A 17,874-nucleotide genomic window follows, 5' to 3' on the forward strand; every position below is an offset into this window, starting at 1 on the left:
GATTTACAGTATCGATGAAATCTTTCATCGTGTCGTCGCATGAAAGCCTTTGGCGATATTATTAGACCTTGGTCTGATGCTGATCTGATGCAGGGCGGGGCGCGATCAACCCTGACTCAGCGCATGGCAGGCGGCCTGATCAGGGATCGGCATGCGCGTGTTGCTGCGAGTAGGTCTCGGCACACTGGCGACCCAGGCGCGCGACACTGGCGCAGAAGTCGGGGTAATTGGCATTGCGCCAGATGGCCTCATAGACCATTGGCGGCAGCGGGGTCTCGAGTGGCAGACGCACCAGTTCGCCGTGATTGATCACGTCCTCGACGGTGGCGACCGGCAGGACACCGATGCCCAGTCCTTCGCTGCTCATGCGCAGAATGGTCATCAGGGTGCTGGTGCAGTGCACCTTGGGCTGGGTGATGCCCTGTTCGGCGAGGTAGCTGACAAGCTCCGTATAGGGACGGGCCTGCTTGCTGAAGGAGATGAAGGGGGTTCTGGCGAAGCATTCGCCGTCCTGGGCCAGCTGCTCGGCGAGGGTCGGCGAGGCGAACATGCCCATCTCGAAGGTGCACAGCGGTGTCTGGGTCGCGTAGGGGCCCATGGCGGCGCTGTCCATCGCGAACAGCATGTCGAGGTCATTGTCGGCCAGGCGCTGATGCAGAAAGGGCGAGATGTCGACGGTCATTTCCAGCGTCAGCTTGGGGTAGCGCTCGGCCAGCTGGCGCATGAAGGCCGGGAACCAGCTGTTGGCGATGGTCTCGATGACGCCCAGACGCAGCGTGCCGGAAAAGGCGCCTTCCTCCTGAAACAGGCGCATGGCTTCCTCGCGCCCGCTCAACAGGCGTTCGGCATGCGCGAAGAATTCCCGACCGCGCAGGGTGGGCTGGATGGGGCGGGTGGCACGCTCGAGCAGCGATTCGCCGACGGCGGCCTCAAGACGGTTGATGCGGTCCGAGATGGAGGGCTGGGTGAGGTGCAGCTTGGTCGCGCCCTTGCGGAACGAGCCGAGCCGCACGACCCAGACAAAGGCCTCGAGTTCCTTGAAATCGAACATGACAGATGCCCCGTGATGAATCGTTGAGACCGACCATCTTGCCGCATGCCGTGCAGGGCGTCAGCTTTCATCACCGGGCATGCCCCGCACGAGACGGGGCGCGGGACCTTCACTTGCGAAACAGCTGGCTCTCGCGGTCCTTGAAGGCCTTGAACTCCAGCGCGTTGCCGGTGGGGTCGAGGAAGAACATCGTGGCCTGTTCACCGGGCTCGCCCTTGAAGCGCACATGAGGTGCGATCTCGAATGTCACGCCTTCGGCAGTGAGACGATCCGCCAGTGCCTGCCAGGCCTCCATCTCGAGTACCACCCCGAAGTGCGGCACCGGGACGCCATGCCCATCGACCGGATTGCGGTGCTGGGCGAGCGGGTTGTCAGGGTCGGCCAGTGCCGGGTTCAGGTGGCAGACGAACTGGTGGCCGTAGAGGTCGAAATCGACCCAGCTGTCCGAGGAGCGTCCCTCCGGACAGCCGAGGAATTCGCCATAGAAGCGCCGGGCTTCGGCGATGTCACGCACTTGAATCGCGAGGTGGAACGGATCACTGACGGCCATGTGGAAATTCCTGTTGTTGTGGGTGGTTCCGCCAGACAGGACGCGTCGGTCGCCTGAGTCAGGCCGGCATTCGGAGAGATGACGGCCCTTTCGTGGCTGTCCGGGGTGCCCCAGACAGAAGCATGTGGCGGTCTGACAGGCAAGCGGATGATTGACTGGGCTTTCATACCTTCTGGTAATGAAAGATTTCATCGATATAACGAATCACAAAATACGATTGGATACCGAGGCATGGCCTTACTTAGAGTGGAGGGATAACAACACACAAGATCATCCTGCGAGGTGTCTCAATGTCCCGTTCCGCTCCCTCCCTCCCTCTGCTCAATTGCGACATGGGCGAAAGCTTCGGCAACTGGAAGATCGGCCTCGATGACGAGGTCATGCCCTACGTCGATTGCGCCAACATCGCCTGTGGCTTCCACGCCTCTGACCCCACCATCATGCGCCGCACCGTGCGGCTCGCGGTCAAGCACGACGTGCGCATCGGCGCACATCCCGCCTATCCGGATCTGCAGGGTTTCGGGCGCCGTTCCATGGCCTGTTCGCCTGCGGAAGTCGAGGACATGCTGCTCTATCAGATCGGCGCGCTCGACGGTATCTGTCGCGCCGAAGGCACTCGCGTCCAGTACGTGAAGCCGCATGGTGCGCTCTACAACGACATGGCCGCTGACCCGACGCTACTGCGTGCCGTCATGCAGGCCGTGGTGCGCTATGACGCCAGCCTGCCGCTGATGGTGATGGCGACCGCCAATCCGGCACCGATGCAGGCACTGGCCGACGAGATGGGCATCACGCTGTGGTTCGAGGCCTTCGCCGACCGTGCCTACGACTCGCGCGGTCACCTGGTCTCGCGTCGTGAGCCCGGCGCCGTGCATCACGACAGCGAGGTGATCATCGCCCAGTCGGTGACGCTGGCGCGCGGTGAAGCCCTCACCGACAGCAGCGGCGGTGATCTGGTGCTCAGTGCCGACACCCTGTGCGTGCACGGTGACAACGCCGAGTCCGTGGCGGCGGTGCGTGCCATCCGTGACGCCTTCGATGCGCTGGCGGGTGCCTGATGGCTGGGGGGAATAGCCACGAACGTGGCTCGTCACCGCAACTGCGCCTCGAGACCGTCGGTATGGACTCGCTGATCATCCGGCTGTTCGACCGCATCGAGGAATCCAACATGGCCTGGATTCTGGCCGCTGACGGGGCCTTGCGTGAGGCCTTCGGCACGGCGCTGGTGGATCTGGTGCCGTCCTATACCACCTTGCTGCTGCACTATGACGTGGCGGCACTGGAAGAAGGCGAGGTGCGTGCCCGTATCCAGGCGGCCCTCGAGAACCTCGCTCCGCAGAGCGGTCAGCAGGGCCAGCTGCACGAGGTGCCCGTCTGGTACGACGACAGTGTCGGTCCGGAGCTTGCGCCGATCGCCGCGCGTCTCGGCATCAGTGTCGAGGCGTTGATCGAACGGCATGGCGCGCATGATTACTGCGTGTTCGCGCTTGGCTTCGCCCCCGGTTTCGCCTTCATGGGCGTGCTGGAGGAGGCATTGACCACACCGCGCCTCAAGACGCCGCGCCAGAAGATCGCCCCCGGCAGCGTCGGTATCGCCGACCGTCAGGCCGCGATCTACCCGTCACGCTCTCCCGGTGGCTGGAACATCCTGGGCCGCACGCCCATCACGCTGTTCGGTCGCAACGAGGCCGGTGAGCCGTCCAGTCGCTTCATGCCCGGTGATCGCGTGCGTTTCGTTTCCGTGAGCCGAGAGGAATTCGTTCGTCTGGGCGGCGATGTCACCCCGCTGGAGGAGCGCGCATGAGTGCCGACAACGACAAGCGCGTGAGACTCTACGTCGAGCGCAGCGGTGCCCTGGCACTGGTACAGGATGCGGGACGCCTGGGTGTCCGCCATCTGGGCGTGACCCAGGGCGGCGCGGCGGACTGGGTGTCATTGGGCTGGGCCAACTGGCTGCTGGGAAATGCCCCGGATGCGCCGGGACTCGAGATCACCATGGGCGGCGGCCTGACCCTCAAGGTCGGGCAGGCGGGCACGCTGGCGCTGTGTGGCGCTGATCTGGCGGCGACACTGGATGGTGAGGCGTTGCTGCCCGGGCAGGCCTTCGCCGTGACGGCGGGGCAGGTGCTCAAGTTCGAGCGTCCGGTCGCCGGGCTGCGCGCCTATCTGGCCTTCCCGGGTGGGCTGGATGTCGCCCCGGTGCTGGGCAGTGCGGCCTGTACCGTGCGTGATGGTCTGGGCGGGCTGGATGGCGAAGGCCATGCACTGGCCAGCGGCGATGTGCTCACGGCGGCCGGCAATGAACTGTCGCTGCGCGAGTTGCCGGCGTCGGCACAGGCATGGCAGCAGTCGCTGACCCCCGAGGAGGGCGAGGCGCTCGAACTGGCGCTGGTGGTAGGCGCCCAGATTGCCGAATTCAGCGGCGACAGCCTCTTTCGCGCCTTCAACCGCGACTGGGCAGTGGACGGGCGTGCCGATCGCATGGGCGTGCGTCTGACCGGCCCGCGTCTGGAGCGTGATGGTGCCGGGATGGTCTCCGAAGGCATTCCGCTGGGCGCGGTACAGGTGCCCGCCGATGGCCAGCCGATCATCCTGCTCAATGATCGCCAGACCATCGGCGGCTATCCGCGCCTTGGCGCGCTGACGCCACTGGCCTGCGCGCAGCTCGCCCAATGCGTGCCGGGCACCAGGGTGCGGCTGGCGGCCGTGACGCCGGGCCAGGCGCGCCAGGATCACCTCGCGACACTGGCCGCCTGGCAGGCCTGAGGGCCCGCTGATCCAGTGTGCCATGCCGTGCCGATGAGCTGACGGACGGCGTGTCGGATCAATGGCTCGCACCGGCAGGAATCGAGCTGACAGCACGAGCAGACAAAGCGAGCAGACAAAAAAAGGGCCTCCAGATGGAGGCCCTTTCGGTTTTCCCGTGAGGGAATCTTTGATGCAGTCGGCGCGGATTGATCAGATCAGCGCCTTGATGAACAGATTCCCGGAGAAACGGTGCGCGAGCATCGGGAAACTGTGCACTGGCACATGGAAATGAAAGACATGCTCCAGTGCGGTCATCATGGTGAGGAAGACCCTCTTGCATGATGACGGATAACGAACGGCTTATCCCCCGAACGGGACTGTACTGGCAAGAATAACGGTTGATGACAGTGGATGCCAGTCATTTACGAGCGGTGTTTTCTAATTTTTTTCACGCCGGTATCGGACTGGCCTCACGCGGGAAACCTCCAGCCTCATCACCGTCACGGATGGCGGCGCTTGCGCAGTCGCCACAGGTGCACTTCCAGCCAGCCGGCCTCCAGCGCCTCGGCCAGATTGTGCTGCATCGTCGGAAAATGTGGCCCGAAGATCAGCTCCGGTGTTAGCGCCTGGCTGGCACGCTGGGCGGGCGAGAGTGGGGGCTGGCCGGAGGCGCCGGGGGAGGGTGTGCGCAGACGCCGCGCCTGCCAGGCGAGCACCTGAGGCGTCAGTTCGGCGTGCGCCTCGACCTCGAAACCACTGTTGGCCATCGCCTCGTGCAGTTCCTCGCAGCTGGCCAGGTGATCGGCGCGGGGCGTCAGTGCCCAGGGCACCGGCAGCTGCGGACGCTCATGGAAGGCTTGTGCCTGGACGCTGAGCACCGGCTCATGCAGCACCAGATAGCCGTCATCGTTGAGGCAGTCATGCCACTGACGCAACACGTCGGTCTTGTCGCTCAGATGGACCAGCAGGTGCTGGCTCAGGATGCGGTCGACATGTCGCCCTGTCAGGGCGGGGTGCAGCTCGGGATAGCAGGCGTCGCCCTCCAGCACTCGGATACGTTCGCGCAGGCCGGTGGCACGGTTGAGCGCGACGGCCAGCTGGCAGAGGCTCTCCGAGAGATCCAGCGTGGTGACGTGATGCCCGGCGCTGGCATGCTGACTGACCAGCATGCGTGCCAGTCCGCCGAGCCCGGCACCGGGCTCGAGAATCGCGAGTGGCATGCCCTCGGGGGTCTCGAGAGCCGCCATCGCCAGCAACTCGCGGCTGCCGGCCGCGCCTCCCAGATGCAGCTGATCCAGCCCTGCCAGCGCCGAGGGCGGCAGGACGGGCTCAGGATGCGCCTTGATCAATGCCTCGAGTGCCTCCTCCAGTGCCGCGTGATGCCGAGGAGGCGCGTAGTGCGCCACCTGGGCACAGGCCGTGCTCAGGTGGCGAGCGGAGGAGGCGTCGTCGCCTCTCGGCGTGTCGTGACTCATGCGCTTGTTCTCCGTGGCCCTCCGAGGTGTCCGCTCATGCCTTGAGACCCAGCTCCGCCGTGGCGGTTTCGCGCATCTTGAATTTCTGGATCTTGCCGGTGACGGTCATCGGGAATTCCTCGACGAACTTGATATGGCGCGGCACCTTGAAGTGGGCGATTCTGCCCTGGCAGAACGCCTTGAGGCCTTCGGCATCCAGCTGCTCGCCTTCCTTGAGCTTGACCCAGGCCATCACTTCCTCGCCATAGCGCTCATCGGGCACGCCGATCACCTGCACGTCCGACACGGCAGGATGGGTGTAGAGGAAGTCCTCTATCTCGCGGGGATAGATGTTCTCGCCACCGCGGATGATCATGTCCTTGATGCGCCCGACGATGGTCACGTAACCGTCCTCATCGAGGGTGGCGAGATCACCGGTATGCATCCAGCGGCCACTGTCGATGGCCTTGGCGGTGGCGTCCGGGTTGTTCCAGTAGCCGAGCATCACGCTGTAACCGCGTGTGCACAGCTCGCCCTTCTCGCCGCGCGGGACCACCTGGCCTGTCTCGGGGTCGACGATCTTGATCTCCAGATGGGGATGCAGGGTGCCGACGGTGGAGACACGCTTGTCCAGCGGTGCCTCGCGGGTGGTCTGCAGACTCACCGGGCTGGTCTCGGTCATGCCATAGGCGATGGTGACCTCGCGCATGTGCATGCGCTCGATGACCTGGCGCATCACCTCGATGGGGCAGATGGAACCCGCCATGGTGCCGGTGCGCAGGCTGGAGAGATCAAACTCGTCAAAGCGCGGGTGCTCGAGTTCGGCGATGAACATCGTCGGTACGCCGAACATCGCGGTGGCGCCTTCCTCGCTGACCGCCTGCAGCGTGGCCAGCGGATCGAAACCCGCCTCGGGGTAGATGATCGTCGCCCCGTGGGTCAGACAGCCCAGATTGCCCATCACCATGCCGAAGCAGTGATAGAGCGGCACCGGCATCACCAGCTTGTCGTGCTCCGTGAGATTCATGCGCTCGGCGACGAAGAAGCAGTTGTTGAGAATGTTGTGATGCGAGAGCGTGGCCCCCTTGGGGGCCCCGGTGGTGCCGGAGGTGTACTGGATGTTGATCGGGTCATCGAAGGTCAGGCTGGCCTGCAGCTCGTGGAGTGTCTCGAGACTGACCTCTCCGGCGCCGCCCAGCACATCCTGCCAGTGGAGCATTCCGGGCAGGGCATCCTCGGCCTCGAAGCAGACCAGACGCCTGAGGTCCGGCAGCGCGCCATTGTGAATGCCATCACGGCCGCGGGCCTCCCTGGCCTCAGGGAACAGCTCCTCGAGGATCGCGACGTAGTCCGAGGCCTTGAAGCGTGCCTGGAAGATCAGCGTCGCCGCGCCGGACTGCTTGAGCGCATAGGCCAGCTCATGGCCGCGATAGCTCGGGTTGAGATTGACCAGCACCGCGCCGATCTTGGCGGTGGCGTATTGGATGAGCGTCCACTCGGCACGATTGGGCGCCCAGATGCCGACCCTGTCGCCGCGCTCGATCCCCATCGCCAGCAGGCCGCGCGCCACGCGCTCGACCTCTGCATGCAGCTCGGCCCAGGTGTAGCGCAGCCCCTGATGACGGCTGATCAAGGCGTCGCGCTCGGGCCAGCGCGCGGTGATGCGATCGAGACAGTCACCGATGGTTTCCCCCATCAGGGGAGTCTCGGAGAGGGTGCTCAGATAGCTGAGAGACTGGCGTGTGGCAATGGCGTCCTGTGACATGGCGTTGTCCTGTGTCCCTGGTTGTTATTGGTGTGGCAAGGCGTGTTCAGGGGGAGCCGCCCGGCGGGCGGTCACGCCGCCAGGGGACGGCGGCGTGAATGTCATGGTGCTTGTTGTCGTTATCGGTCTTGCTGTCGTGATGCTCTCAAAGGTGTTGGAAGAGGGTGACGGGTGTCGCGCATCATCCGTGTGTCGTCAGGCGGGCCAGCGCTTCCCGCGCCCGCGTCTCGACATCGTCCAGCTCGCGCTGCATGGCGGTGAGGTCGCGCAGCTGGCGCTCCAGTCCTTCACGTTTCTCGGCCAGGATGTCGAGCAGCCTCGTGAGCTGCTTCTCGCCGCCGCCATCCGCGGCATCGTAGAGATCCACCACCTCGCGAATCTCGGCCAGCGAGAATCCCAGCCGCTTGCCGCGCAGCGTCAGCTTGAGGCGCACGCGGTCCTTGTCGTGATAGATGCGCGTCTGGCCGCGTCGCTGGGGATGCAGCAGGCCTTCCTGCTCATAGAAGCGGATGGTGCGTGTGGTCACGTCGAAATGACGTGCCAGCTCGCCGATGCTCCAGGTGCGTTGGGTCGGGCGAATGGCGTCGCTGGTGCTGGTGGCACTCAGCAGGCCTTCCATGCCGACGCCATCGTCCGGACTCTCGGAGGCTGTCGGGTTCTGGGTGTCAGGCGTTGAGGTAATCATCGTATCCGTCATGGGCACTGCCGCTCCGAATGCTGTGTGCGCCGAGGAGATGGCATGCCCCTCTGCGCAGCGGATGCCAGCGGCGTCTGGCCGTGAATTTTCTACAGACTAGCATTGTTTACGTTAACGTAAAGGGTAATAGTATTTGCAGCCAACCAAGCAGATGCTAGGTTGAGTCAGATCGCAATGTCGGCTTGCCGCTTTCGGCAAGATGGCTATGGCTGACGTCTCCGGCTCTGCTGACACGCCGTCCTTCACCCAATAACAACAGACACAGGAATGCCACGTCATGTCTTCGACTACCCTCACGTCCGCAAACGGCTCGCTTGAGTTGCTGTCACGACTGCGCGCCGTCGTCGCCGGTGACAGCGCACCACTGGTATTGCCACAGCTGATCAATGGCCAGTTTGTCGCAAGCGCCGCCGATCAGCACCTGAGCGTGACCAACCCGGCCACCAACGCTGAAGTGGCGCGTGTTCCACTGACGCCGCTCAGCGAACTGGACGAGGCGCTGGTGCATGCCGAGAAGGCCTTCCAGCGCTGGCGCAACACCCCGGTGCCGACCCGTGCCCGTCTGATGCTCAGCTATCAGCATCTGCTCAAGCAGCACCATGACGAGCTGGCCGAGATCATCTCCCATGAGCTGGGCAAGACCTTCGAGGACGCCAAGGGCGATGTCTGGCGCGGCATCGAGGTGGTCGAGCATGCCGCCAACATTCCGAGTCTGCTGATGGGCGAGACGGTGGAGAACGTCGCCACCGGCATCGACAGCTACTCCGTGACCCAGTCGCTGGGCGTCTGCCTGGGGATCACGCCGTTCAATTTCCCCGCCATGATACCGCTTTGGATGTTCCCGCTGTCCATCGCCTGCGGCAATGCCTTCGTGCTCAAGCCTTCCGAGCAGGTACCGCTGACCACGCTGCGTCTGGCGGAGCTGTTCATGGAAGCGGGAGCGCCCGAGGGCATCCTGACCGTGGTGCAGGGCGGGCGCGATCAGGTCAATCACCTGCTGGCCCACGAGACACCGCGCACCGTGAGCTTCGTCGGTTCGGTACCGGTGGGGCAGCACATCTATCGTACCGCCACTGACAACCTCAAGCGCGCCCAGTGCTTCGCGGGTGCCAAGAACCACATGGTGATCATGCCGGATGCTCCGGCGGACCAGGTGGTGAATGCGCTGGTCGGGGCCAGTGTCGGTGCGGCGGGTCAGCGCTGCATGGCGATCTCGGTGGCGGTCTTCGTCGGTGATTCGAAGGCCTTGATCGCGCGGGTGCGTGATGCGCTGGCCGAGGTGCGCCCCGGTGCCTGGAATGACAAGGGCGCCAGCTACGGACCTCTGATCTCGCCGCAGGCACTGGAGCGCGTGACGGGCTGGATCGGGCAGGGCGTCGAGGAAGGGGCCGAGCTGCTGCTGGACGGTCGCGGCATCTCGGTGGCGGGCTATCCCGACGGCAACTGGCTGGGGCCGTGCCTGTTTTCCAAGGTGACGCCGGAGATGGTGCTCTATCGCGAGGAGATCTTCGGGCCGGTGCTGTGCTGCATGGAGGCGGCGGATCTGTCCGAGGCCATCGAGCTGATCAACAACAACCCCTACGGCAACGGCACTTCCATCTTCACGCGTTCCGGCGGGGCGGCGCGCCGCTTCCAGAATGAGATCGCGGTCGGTCAGGTCGGCATCAACGTGCCGATTCCGGTGCCGCTGCCGTTCTTCTCCTTCACCGGTTGGCGCGGCAGCTTCTTCGGCGATCTGCATGCCTATGGCAAGCAGGCGGTGCGCTTCTATACCGAGACCAAGACGGTGACGGCGCGCTGGTTCGATGATGCGCCGGCCGAGGGCAATCAGCCCAACTTCTCTATTCAGATGCGCTGAGGGCTCTCTTCACAAGACCGCTGATGGCTCTTCAGATGCGCTGAGGGCTCTTCACAGGCTCGCCGAGGACTCGGCGGGCCTGGAGATAAAGAACAAGGACAACAGGAGGCAGCTGCATGAACTTTTCGCTGACCGATGACCAGCGTGCCCTGCAGGAGGGCGCGCGTGCCTTCGCGGATGCCGAGCTTGCCCCGCATGCCGCCGAGTGGGACGCCACGGCCCATTTCCCCATCGAGACGCTGAAGAAGGCGGGTGAGGCGGGCTTCATGGGGCTCTATGTCCCCGAGGAGCATGGCGGTCTTGGCCTGCCGCGTCTGGACAGCTCCATCATTCTCGAGCAGCTGGCCACCGGCTGCATCTCGACCACCGCCTACATCACCATCCACAACATGGTCGGCTGGATGATCGCGAGCTTCGCCAGTGACGAGTGCCGCGAGCAGTGGGTGCCAGCGATGGTGGCGGGCGACAAGCTTGGCTCCTACTGCCTGACCGAGCCGGGCAGCGGCAGTGATGCCGCCAGTCTGCGCACCCGCGCCGAGTGTGACGGCGATGATTACTACCTGAGTGGCTCCAAGATGTTCATCTCCGGTGCCGGGGCGACGGACGTGCTGGTGGTGATGGCGCGCACCGGCGAGCCGGACAGCGGCGCGGCGGGTATCTCGGCCTTCGTGGTGCCAGCGGATGCCGACGGCATCAGCTACGGCAAGAAGGAAGACAAGATGGGCTGGAACAGCCAGCCGACCCGGCTGGTGAGCTTCGATCGCGTGCGGGTCCCGGCGGCCAATCGTCTGGGCGAGGAGGGCGAGGGCTTCCGTTTCGCGATGAAGGCGCTGGATGGCGGACGCATCAACATCGCCACCTGCTCGCTGGGCGCGGCCCAGAAGGCGCTGGAGCTGTCGCGGGATTATCTCGGCGAGCGCAAGCAGTTCGGGCGCGAGCTGGCGCAGTTCCAGGCCCTGCAGTTCAAGCTGGCCGACATGGCCACCGAACTGACCGCGGCGCGCACCCTGGTGCGACTGGCGGCCTTCAAGCTCGATGAGGGCGACGGCGAGGCCAGCGCCCACTGTGCGATGGCCAAGCGCTTTGCCACCGACATGGGCTTCGAGGTCTGCAATCAGGCACTCCAGCTGCATGGCGGCTACGGTTATATCCGCGAGTATCCGTTGGAGCGGCTGGTGCGTGACACCCGTGTGCACCAGATTCTGGAAGGCACCAACGAGATCATGCGTCTGATCATCGCGCGCCGTCTACTGACGCCGGGGATGATCGAGTCGCTGGCGTAACGGCGCCTCCACTTCAATTCGTCAGTGGTTACCATCTTTCAGGGAGTTACGTGATGTCATCCAATCAAGGGCCATGCCTCGTTCTCGAGAAGGATCGTCATATCGCCCGTGTCACCATCAATAACCCGCCGGCCAACACCTGGACGGAGGCGTCCTTGATCGAGCTGGAGCAGTTGCTCGATGAGCTGGAGGGCGATGGCAGCGTCAGTGCGGTGGTGATTACCGGTGAGGGCGACAGGTTCTTCTCCGCCGGCGCCGATCTCAAGACCTTCGCCGACGGTGACAAGGGCGTGGCCGCCACCATGGCGCGCCGCTTCGGGCTGGCCTTCGAGCGGCTGGCCAACTTCCCCGGCGTGACGATTGCCGCCGTCAACGGCTACGCGATGGGCGGCGGGCTTGAATGCGCGCTGGCCTGCGATATCCGTATCGTCGAGCGTCAGGCGAAACTGGCGCTGCCGGAGGCCAAGGTCGGTCTGCTGCCGTGCGCGGGCGGCACCCAGCATCTGCCGTGGCTGGTCGGCGAAGGCTGGGCCAAGCGCATGATCCTGTGTGGTGAGCAGGTGGATGCCGAGACCGCCGGTCGCATCGGGCTGGCGGAAGAGGTGGTCGAGACCGGCCAGAGCCTCGAGCGCGCGCTGGCGATGGCCGAGAGCGTCGCCAACCAGAGCCCGAGTGCGGTGGCGCGCTGCAAGGCGTTGATCATGTCATCCCGCCATCGCGGCATGAGCGATGGCCTGCGCATGGAACGCGAGCTGTTCGTCGAGCTGTTCGATGACCCCAACCAGAAGGAGGGCGTGAGTGCCTTCCTGGAGAAGCGTGCACCGCAGTGGGTCTCGCATCAGAAAGAGGTGAAGGGAGGAGGGCGCTCATGAGCCAGATAGAAGGTGTCACTGCCAAGGCCGCGACCGATGTCGAGGCGCCCGTGGTGTTCGAGACGCGTCGCGCCCGCGACGGCAAGCAGCTGGGTATCATGCGCCTGAATGCGCCGCGCTCGCTGAATGCGCTGTCGCTGGCCATGATCGAGCGCATCGAGGCCCAGCTGGATGCCTGGGAGCTGGACAGCAGCATCGCCATGGTGTGGCTGGAAGGCGCCGGCGAGCGTGCGTTGTGTGCCGGTGGCGATATCGTGGCGCTCTATCAGGCGATGACCACCGCACCGGCAAGCGAAGGCGCAGACCCTCTTGAAGCGCTGGAGGATTTCTTCGCCACCCGCTACTTCACCGCGGAATACCGGCTCGATCACCGGCTGCATACCTTCCCCAAGCCGCTACTGGTGTGGGGCGGCGGCATCGTGATGGGCGGCGGCATGGGGCTGTTCGCCGGCGGTTGCGAGCGCGTGGTCACCGAAAGCTCACGGCTGGCGATGCCGGAGGTCAGCATCGGCCTGTACCCGGATGTCGGGGCCAGCTGGCTGCTCAATCGCCTGCCGCGTGGCATCGGCGAGTATCTGGGAGTGACCGGCGCGCAGCTGAATGCCCGCGATGCGCTGGATCTCGGGCTTGCCACACGTCTGATTCCCGACGCGCAGCGCGAGGCGCTCAAGCAGGCGCTGTGCGAGGGGGAATTCGGGCGTCATCCGTCGCGTCATCTGAGCCAGGTGCTGAGCGAGTTCGAGCGCCGTGAGCTGGCGCCGCCGGGACAGGTCATGCCGCTCTTTGATCATCTTCAGCAGCTGGTCGCCGGGCGCGAAGTGCTGAAGGCCTGTCAGCGGATCCTCGATGATCCCCAGGCGCGCAGTGACTGCAATGCATGGCTGAACGCCAATCGCGAACGTCTGGAAGCCGGCTGCCCCAGTTCCCCGCATCTGGTATTTCGCATGCTGGCACGCCATCGCCACTCCTCGCTGGCGGAAGCCTTCCGCGACGAGCTGACCCTGTCGGTGCGCTGCTGCATGGGCACCGAGCTTGCCGAAGGAGTACGCGCCCTGCTGATCGACAAGGACAGACAGCCGCAGTGGGCCTATGTCTCGATCGCACAGGTCTCCGAGGAATACATCGACGGCTTCTTCGCGCCGCTGTGGGAAGAGGACGAGCATCCGCTGATGGATCTATAAGCGCGCTTTTCAGCACGGGCGGCAGGTGCGGACATGCCGCCGGACGCCAATGACAACAAGAACCTGTTCACGAGGAAGCATTGCCATGACATCCATCGGTTTCATCGGGCTCGGCAACATGGGCGGCCCCATGGCCCTCAATCTGGTCAAGGCCGGCCATGAGGTGAAGGTCTTCGATCTGGTCGAGTCGGCCATGAGCCAGCTGGTCGAGGCGGGTGCCTCACGCGCCGAGTCGCCACGCCAGGCGACAGAGGGCGTTGACGTCGTCATCAGCATGCTGCCGGCGGGGCAGCACGTGCGAAAGCTCTATCTGGGTGACAAGGAAGACGGCGAGGGTGGCCTCTTGGCGACACTCGACGCTTCGGTACTGGTGATCGACGCCTCGACCATCGCGCCGGATGATGCCCGGCTGGTCGCTCGCCATGCCGCCGAGCGTGGCATCACCTTCATGGACGCCCCGGTGTCGGGCGGGGTCGGTGGCGCACGTGCCGGCACCCTGAGCTTCATCGTCGGTGGTGAGGCCGACGGCTACGCGCGTGCCGTGCCGCTGCTGGAAGTGATGGGCAAGAATCTGTTCCATGCAGGCCCGGCCGGCAGCGGTCAGGTCGCCAAGATCTGCAACAACATGCTGCTGGGCATCCTGATGAGCGGCACTGCCGAGGCGCTGGCGCTGGGGGTCAAGAACGGACTGGACCCGGCCGTGCTCTCGGAGGTGATGAAGCAGTCCTCCGGCGGCAACTGGGCGCTCAACGTCTATAACCCCTGGCCCGGGGTGATGGAGGCGGCACCTGCGTCCAACGACTATCAGGGCGGCTTCCTGGTGGATCTGATGGCCAAGGATCTTGGCCTTGCCTGGGAAATGGCGCTGGGCTCGAAATCGGCAGTGCCAATGGGCTCCCAGGCGCGTAACCTGTTCGCCCAGCATGCCGCCCAGGGTGCGGGACGTCTCGATTTCTCGAGCATCCAGCGTTTCTATCGTTGCGGCGAGGCGGATGTGTGAGGTGTCACGCAGGCGGTGAGTGGCATGCATCATCAGGACGATATCATCTGCAAGGAGGACCCCATGATTCGACCGGTCAGTGAGCTGGTGGCAGCGGCCGAGAAGGAGATCGACACCCTGTCGCCTGAGGCGCTGCGTCAGGCGCTGGAGGAGTCTCGCGCAGGCGGTACACCCCTGATCCTGGTGGATATCCGAGATGTGCGTGAGCTGGAGCGGGAAGGCCGCATTCCCGGGGCCATCCATGCGCCACGCGGCATGCTGGAGTTCTGGGTCGACCCGGCTTCGCCCTATCACCGTGCCGATTTCGCCCGTGAGGGACGTTATGTGCTGTTCTGCGCCGGCGGACTGCGCTCGGCGCTGGCCACCAAGTCGCTCAAGGACATGGGATTCGGGCCGGTCGCCCATCTCGGGGGTGGCTTCGCGGCCTGGCGTGAGTCGGGAGGCGAAGTCATCTCGCCCTTCATGCAGGGCAACTAGTCCGGCTTGCAGCCCCCTGAGCCGCAAGGGAACTGCTCTCGCCGCGCGGATGTCTTACACTGTGCCCGTCCTGCACGACGGATTGCACGACAGATCGTACGATCGATAGCCCCCGATGGCCCCGCAGGCAGCTCGCCTGACGGGGCCGTTTACTGTCCGGAGCCTGCATGCCTGAGCCTGCCAACCCCACGTCCTCTTCCTCTGCCAGAAACCCGTCCCCGCGTGGTCGGCGTGATCTGCTGCGTGATCCGATCGCCTCGACGCTTGCCCGCATGACGGGGCCGGTGATCGGCGGCATCGTCACCATGATGCTGTTCAACCTGGTGGATGCCTGGTTCATCGCCCAGCTGGGCACCGCGGAGCTGGCGGCGGTCACCTTCACCTTTCCGGTGACCTTTGCCGTCATCAGCATCGCCATCGGTCTGTCCATCGGCACCACCGCCGTGGTGGGACGCAGGCTCGGGCGTGGCGAGTTCGAGACGGTCAAGGCGCGGGCCACGGATGCCAGTCTGCTGGGGCTGCTGCTGGGCGTCATGATGATCGTGGCGGGGCTTGTCAGCATCGGGCCGCTGTTCGGGCTGCTGGGGGCCGATGACACCCTGATGCCGCACATCCAGGACTACATGCAGGTGTGGTACTTCGGGGCGCCCTTCGTGTTGCTGCCACGCGTGCTGGGCAGCGTGCTGCGCGCCGAGGGCAATACCCTGGTGCCCTCGCTGGTGATGGCGGCGGCAGGGGGTCTCAATGCGCTGCTCGACCCGCTGCTGATCTTCGGCATCGGAGATTGGCAGGGCATGGGCGTGGCGGGGGCGGCGTTGGCCACGGTGCTGTCGTGGCTGGCGATGACGCTGGGCTTGCTGGCATTGCCATTGCTGCGCGCGCGGCTGGATCTGCATCAGCTGTCGCTGACACGTCTGATCACCTCATGGCGAGAAGTGGGGGCCATCGGCCTGCCTGCGGCCATGACCAGCGTGATGACGCCGATCGCCACGGCGCTGGTCACGCGGATCGTCAGTCAGCATGGTCATGCCGCCGTCGCGGCCTATGGCATCGGTTCACGCATCGAGTCACTGGCACTGATTCTGGTGCTGGCACTCTCGATGACGCTGTCACCCTTCATCAGCCAGAACGATGGTGCCGGGCAGCACCGGCGGGTATGGCGAGCCATCCACGGCATACTCGGCTTCATTCTCGTCTGGCAGCTGGCGGTTTGGCTGGGGCTGGGGCTTGGCGGTGAGTGGATCGCGGCGCGCTTCGCTGAAAGCCCGGAAGTCGCGCAGCTGGTGGTCACCTACCTGTGGCTGATTCCCGCCGCACTCGGCGCCCAGGGCGTGATCATCCTCGCCAATTCCAGCCTCAATGCGCTGCACGAGCCACGCCGGGCGATGACACTCTCGCTGGTGCGACTGTTCGCTCTGCTGGTGCCACTGGCCTGGCTGGGGGGGACGCTTCACGGTGTGGTCGGTATCTTTGCCGGGGTGGCGACAAGCTATCTGCTGATGGGCGGTATCAGTTATCTGGCGCTGCGCTCCGTGCTCAGGCGACGCGCCTGAGCCTGGTATCGAGAGGCAGTCGTCGTGACGAAAGAAGCCGCCGTGCTTGAGGGCTCGGCGGCTTCTTCATGTCTGGCTTTCAGTGCCTTGGGCGGCTGTTGCCCAGTGCCTCAGGCGGCTGTTTTCAAGTGCCTTAGGCGGCTTATTCCCAGTGCCTTAGGCGTCTTCGTACTTGCACAGATAGGCGGACTCGACCGTGGTGCGCACCTCGAAGCTCTGGTTGGCTTCGACGATGAAGCTTTCCCCGTCTGCCAGTTGATACCACTCTTCGGCGCCCGGCAGCAGTACCTGCATGTCGCCGCTGATCAGCGTCATGTATTCGCGCTGGCTGGTGGAAAACACGAATTCGCCGATGGCCATCACGCCGACCGTGGCAGGCAGATCTGCGCTCTGGAAGGCGATGGAGGCCACCTGGCCGTCGAAGTAGTGGTTGGTGTGGAACATGGGGAGACTTCCTGCGTGAGTAGGGGGGTTGTTGTGGTCGATGTGTGTTGTTGGGGGCGTAACGTAGCGACGGGTATCAGCGTGGTGAGAAGCGGCGTGCCAGGCCGGTCTCGGCGATCATGCGCGTCGAGATCTCTTCGATCGAGAAGCGCGTGGTATCGATGTAGGGCACCTTGGAGCGGCGGAACAGCGCCTCGGTCTGCTCGACTTCCTGCAGACACTGGTCGATCGAGCAGTAGCGACTGTTGGGGCGACGCTCGGTTCGGATGGCAGCCAGGCGGCGCGGGTCGATGGTCAGTCCGAACAGCTTGTGGCGATATTGCGCCAGTGACGCCGGCATCTTGAGGGTGCCGGATTCGTCGAGATCATCCTCGGTCAGCGGGTAGTTGGCCGCGCGGATGCCGAACTGCAAGGCCAGATACAGCGAGGTCGGGGTCTTGCCGCAGCGTGAGACGCCGATGAGGATGACGTCGGCCTTGTCGTACTGGTGGGTGCGCGCTCCATCATCGTTGTCGAGGGCAAAATGCACCGAATCGATGCGGTTCATGTAGACATCATCCTGACCGATGGAGTGGGTCTTGCCGACGCTGTAGGACGAGTGGGTATCCAGCTCCTCTTCCAGTGGCTTGAGGAAGGTGGAGAAGATGTCGACCTTGAAACCGGAGGATTCCGAGATGATGTCACGGATGTCCTGATCGACGATGGTGTCGATGATGATGGGGCGCTCACCGTCCGTGGCGTGGGCGCTCTCGATGGCCTTGACCAGCGCCGTGGCCTTCTCGGAGGAGTCGATGTAGGGCTTGGTCACCATGCGGATGTCGGTGTTTTCGAACTGGGCCAGCAGACTGCGTCCCAGTGTCTCGGCGGTGATACCGGTTCCATCGGAAATGAAGAAGGCGGTTCGGGTCATGACGGGCACTCGTGAAGAACGAATCGAAGAC

The 17,874-nt window shown here is 64.6% G+C and carries 17 protein-coding genes; 10 read left to right on the forward strand and 7 right to left on the reverse strand.

The window, feature by feature from the left end; genetic code table 11:
• Positions 1 to 139: 139 nt before the first annotated feature.
• Positions 140 to 1,051 carry a LysR family transcriptional regulator gene (locus tag PJK54_RS03045; protein WP_176503108.1) on the reverse strand — a complete coding sequence of 304 codons (912 nt, stop codon included), beginning with the start codon at positions 1,049 to 1,051 and terminating at the stop codon, positions 140 to 142.
• Positions 1,052 to 1,160: 109 nt separating this feature from the next.
• A complete protein-coding gene (locus PJK54_RS03050) occupies positions 1,161 to 1,601 on the reverse strand; it encodes a VOC family protein (protein ID WP_077374827.1) in 441 nt (146 codons plus the stop codon).
• 290 nt (positions 1,602 to 1,891) lie between these two features.
• On the opposite strand from PJK54_RS03050, the gene PJK54_RS03055 reads away from it, so the two are divergent.
• Genes PJK54_RS03055 through PJK54_RS03065 form a run of 3 tightly spaced genes read left to right on the forward strand, consistent with a single transcriptional unit; the run spans position 1,892 to position 4,367 of the window.
• Complete coding sequence (locus PJK54_RS03055; RefSeq protein ID WP_084208091.1) at positions 1,892 to 2,659, forward strand: 5-oxoprolinase subunit PxpA; 768 nt, start codon at positions 1,892 to 1,894, stop codon at positions 2,657 to 2,659.
• Entirely contained in the window at positions 2,659 to 3,405 is a 747-nt protein-coding gene (locus tag PJK54_RS03060; protein ID WP_136938725.1) for a 5-oxoprolinase subunit B family protein, read from the forward strand. Before PJK54_RS03055 ends, PJK54_RS03060 begins: the two co-directional genes overlap by 1 nt.
• On the forward strand, positions 3,402 to 4,367 hold the full coding sequence (locus PJK54_RS03065; protein WP_271302219.1) for a biotin-dependent carboxyltransferase family protein: 966 nt from the start codon (positions 3,402 to 3,404) through the stop codon (positions 4,365 to 4,367). Before PJK54_RS03060 ends, PJK54_RS03065 begins: the two co-directional genes overlap by 4 nt.
• Positions 4,368 to 4,849: 482 nt before the next feature.
• On the opposite strand, the gene PJK54_RS03070 is transcribed toward PJK54_RS03065, so the two are convergent.
• The 3 genes from PJK54_RS03070 to PJK54_RS03080 form a co-directional block, all read right to left on the reverse strand.
• On the reverse strand, positions 4,850 to 5,824 hold the full coding sequence (locus tag PJK54_RS03070; RefSeq protein WP_271302220.1) for an SAM-dependent methyltransferase: 975 nt from the start codon (positions 5,822 to 5,824) through the stop codon (positions 4,850 to 4,852).
• 34 nt (positions 5,825 to 5,858) lie between these two features.
• Positions 5,859 to 7,568: an AMP-binding protein gene (locus tag PJK54_RS03075; protein ID WP_271302221.1), complete on the reverse strand. Its 1,710-nt coding sequence runs from the start codon at positions 7,566 to 7,568 to the stop codon at positions 5,859 to 5,861.
• A gap of 181 nt (positions 7,569 to 7,749) precedes the next feature.
• On the reverse strand, positions 7,750 to 8,187 hold the full coding sequence (locus PJK54_RS03080; protein ID WP_077375619.1) for a MerR family transcriptional regulator: 438 nt from the start codon (positions 8,185 to 8,187) through the stop codon (positions 7,750 to 7,752).
• A gap of 355 nt (positions 8,188 to 8,542) precedes the next feature.
• Between PJK54_RS03080 and PJK54_RS03085 the strand changes: the two genes are divergently transcribed.
• The 7 genes from PJK54_RS03085 (at position 8,543) to PJK54_RS03115 (ending at position 16,489) form a co-directional block, all read left to right on the forward strand.
• The gene (locus PJK54_RS03085) at positions 8,543 to 10,123 is read left to right on the forward strand and encodes a CoA-acylating methylmalonate-semialdehyde dehydrogenase (RefSeq protein ID WP_271302222.1); all 1,581 of its coding nucleotides are present in this window, start codon (positions 8,543 to 8,545) and stop codon (positions 10,121 to 10,123) included.
• 116 nt (positions 10,124 to 10,239) lie between these two features.
• Positions 10,240 to 11,406 carry an acyl-CoA dehydrogenase family protein gene (locus PJK54_RS03090; RefSeq protein ID WP_271302223.1) on the forward strand — a complete coding sequence of 389 codons (1,167 nt, stop codon included), beginning with the start codon at positions 10,240 to 10,242 and terminating at the stop codon, positions 11,404 to 11,406.
• A 53-nt stretch (positions 11,407 to 11,459) separates the two neighbouring features.
• Entirely contained in the window at positions 11,460 to 12,278 is an 819-nt protein-coding gene (locus tag PJK54_RS03095; RefSeq protein ID WP_077374805.1) for an enoyl-CoA hydratase, read from the forward strand.
• Positions 12,275 to 13,459, forward strand: a complete 1,185-nt coding sequence (locus PJK54_RS03100) for an enoyl-CoA hydratase/isomerase family protein (RefSeq protein ID WP_271302224.1) — start codon at positions 12,275 to 12,277, stop codon at positions 13,457 to 13,459. Before PJK54_RS03095 ends, PJK54_RS03100 begins: the two co-directional genes overlap by 4 nt.
• Positions 13,460 to 13,544: 85 nt before the next feature.
• Positions 13,545 to 14,459, forward strand: coding sequence for a 3-hydroxyisobutyrate dehydrogenase (gene mmsB, locus PJK54_RS03105; protein ID WP_084208097.1), 915 nt, complete (start codon positions 13,545 to 13,547; stop codon positions 14,457 to 14,459).
• A gap of 63 nt (positions 14,460 to 14,522) precedes the next feature.
• Positions 14,523 to 14,936, forward strand: a complete 414-nt coding sequence (locus PJK54_RS03110; RefSeq protein ID WP_077375616.1) for a rhodanese-like domain-containing protein — start codon at positions 14,523 to 14,525, stop codon at positions 14,934 to 14,936.
• A 167-nt stretch (positions 14,937 to 15,103) separates the two neighbouring features.
• The gene (locus PJK54_RS03115; RefSeq protein ID WP_271302225.1) at positions 15,104 to 16,489 is read left to right on the forward strand and encodes an MATE family efflux transporter; all 1,386 of its coding nucleotides are present in this window, start codon (positions 15,104 to 15,106) and stop codon (positions 16,487 to 16,489) included.
• Positions 16,490 to 16,645: 156 nt separating this feature from the next.
• Here the strand turns inward: PJK54_RS03115 and ppnP are convergent, their stop codons facing one another.
• Together ppnP and ppsR are read right to left on the reverse strand one after the other, a co-directional pair.
• The gene (gene ppnP, locus PJK54_RS03120; RefSeq protein ID WP_136938717.1) at positions 16,646 to 16,933 is read right to left on the reverse strand and encodes a pyrimidine/purine nucleoside phosphorylase; all 288 of its coding nucleotides are present in this window, start codon (positions 16,931 to 16,933) and stop codon (positions 16,646 to 16,648) included.
• Positions 16,934 to 17,009: 76 nt separating this feature from the next.
• Positions 17,010 to 17,843: a posphoenolpyruvate synthetase regulatory kinase/phosphorylase PpsR gene (gene ppsR / locus PJK54_RS03125; RefSeq protein ID WP_077374789.1), complete on the reverse strand. Its 834-nt coding sequence runs from the start codon at positions 17,841 to 17,843 to the stop codon at positions 17,010 to 17,012.
• Positions 17,844 to 17,874: the final 31 nt, after the last annotated feature.

Origin of the sequence: Cobetia sp. MMG027, assembly GCF_027947415.1 — a bacterium.
Classification (GTDB): domain Bacteria; phylum Pseudomonadota; class Gammaproteobacteria; order Pseudomonadales; family Halomonadaceae; genus Cobetia; species Cobetia marina.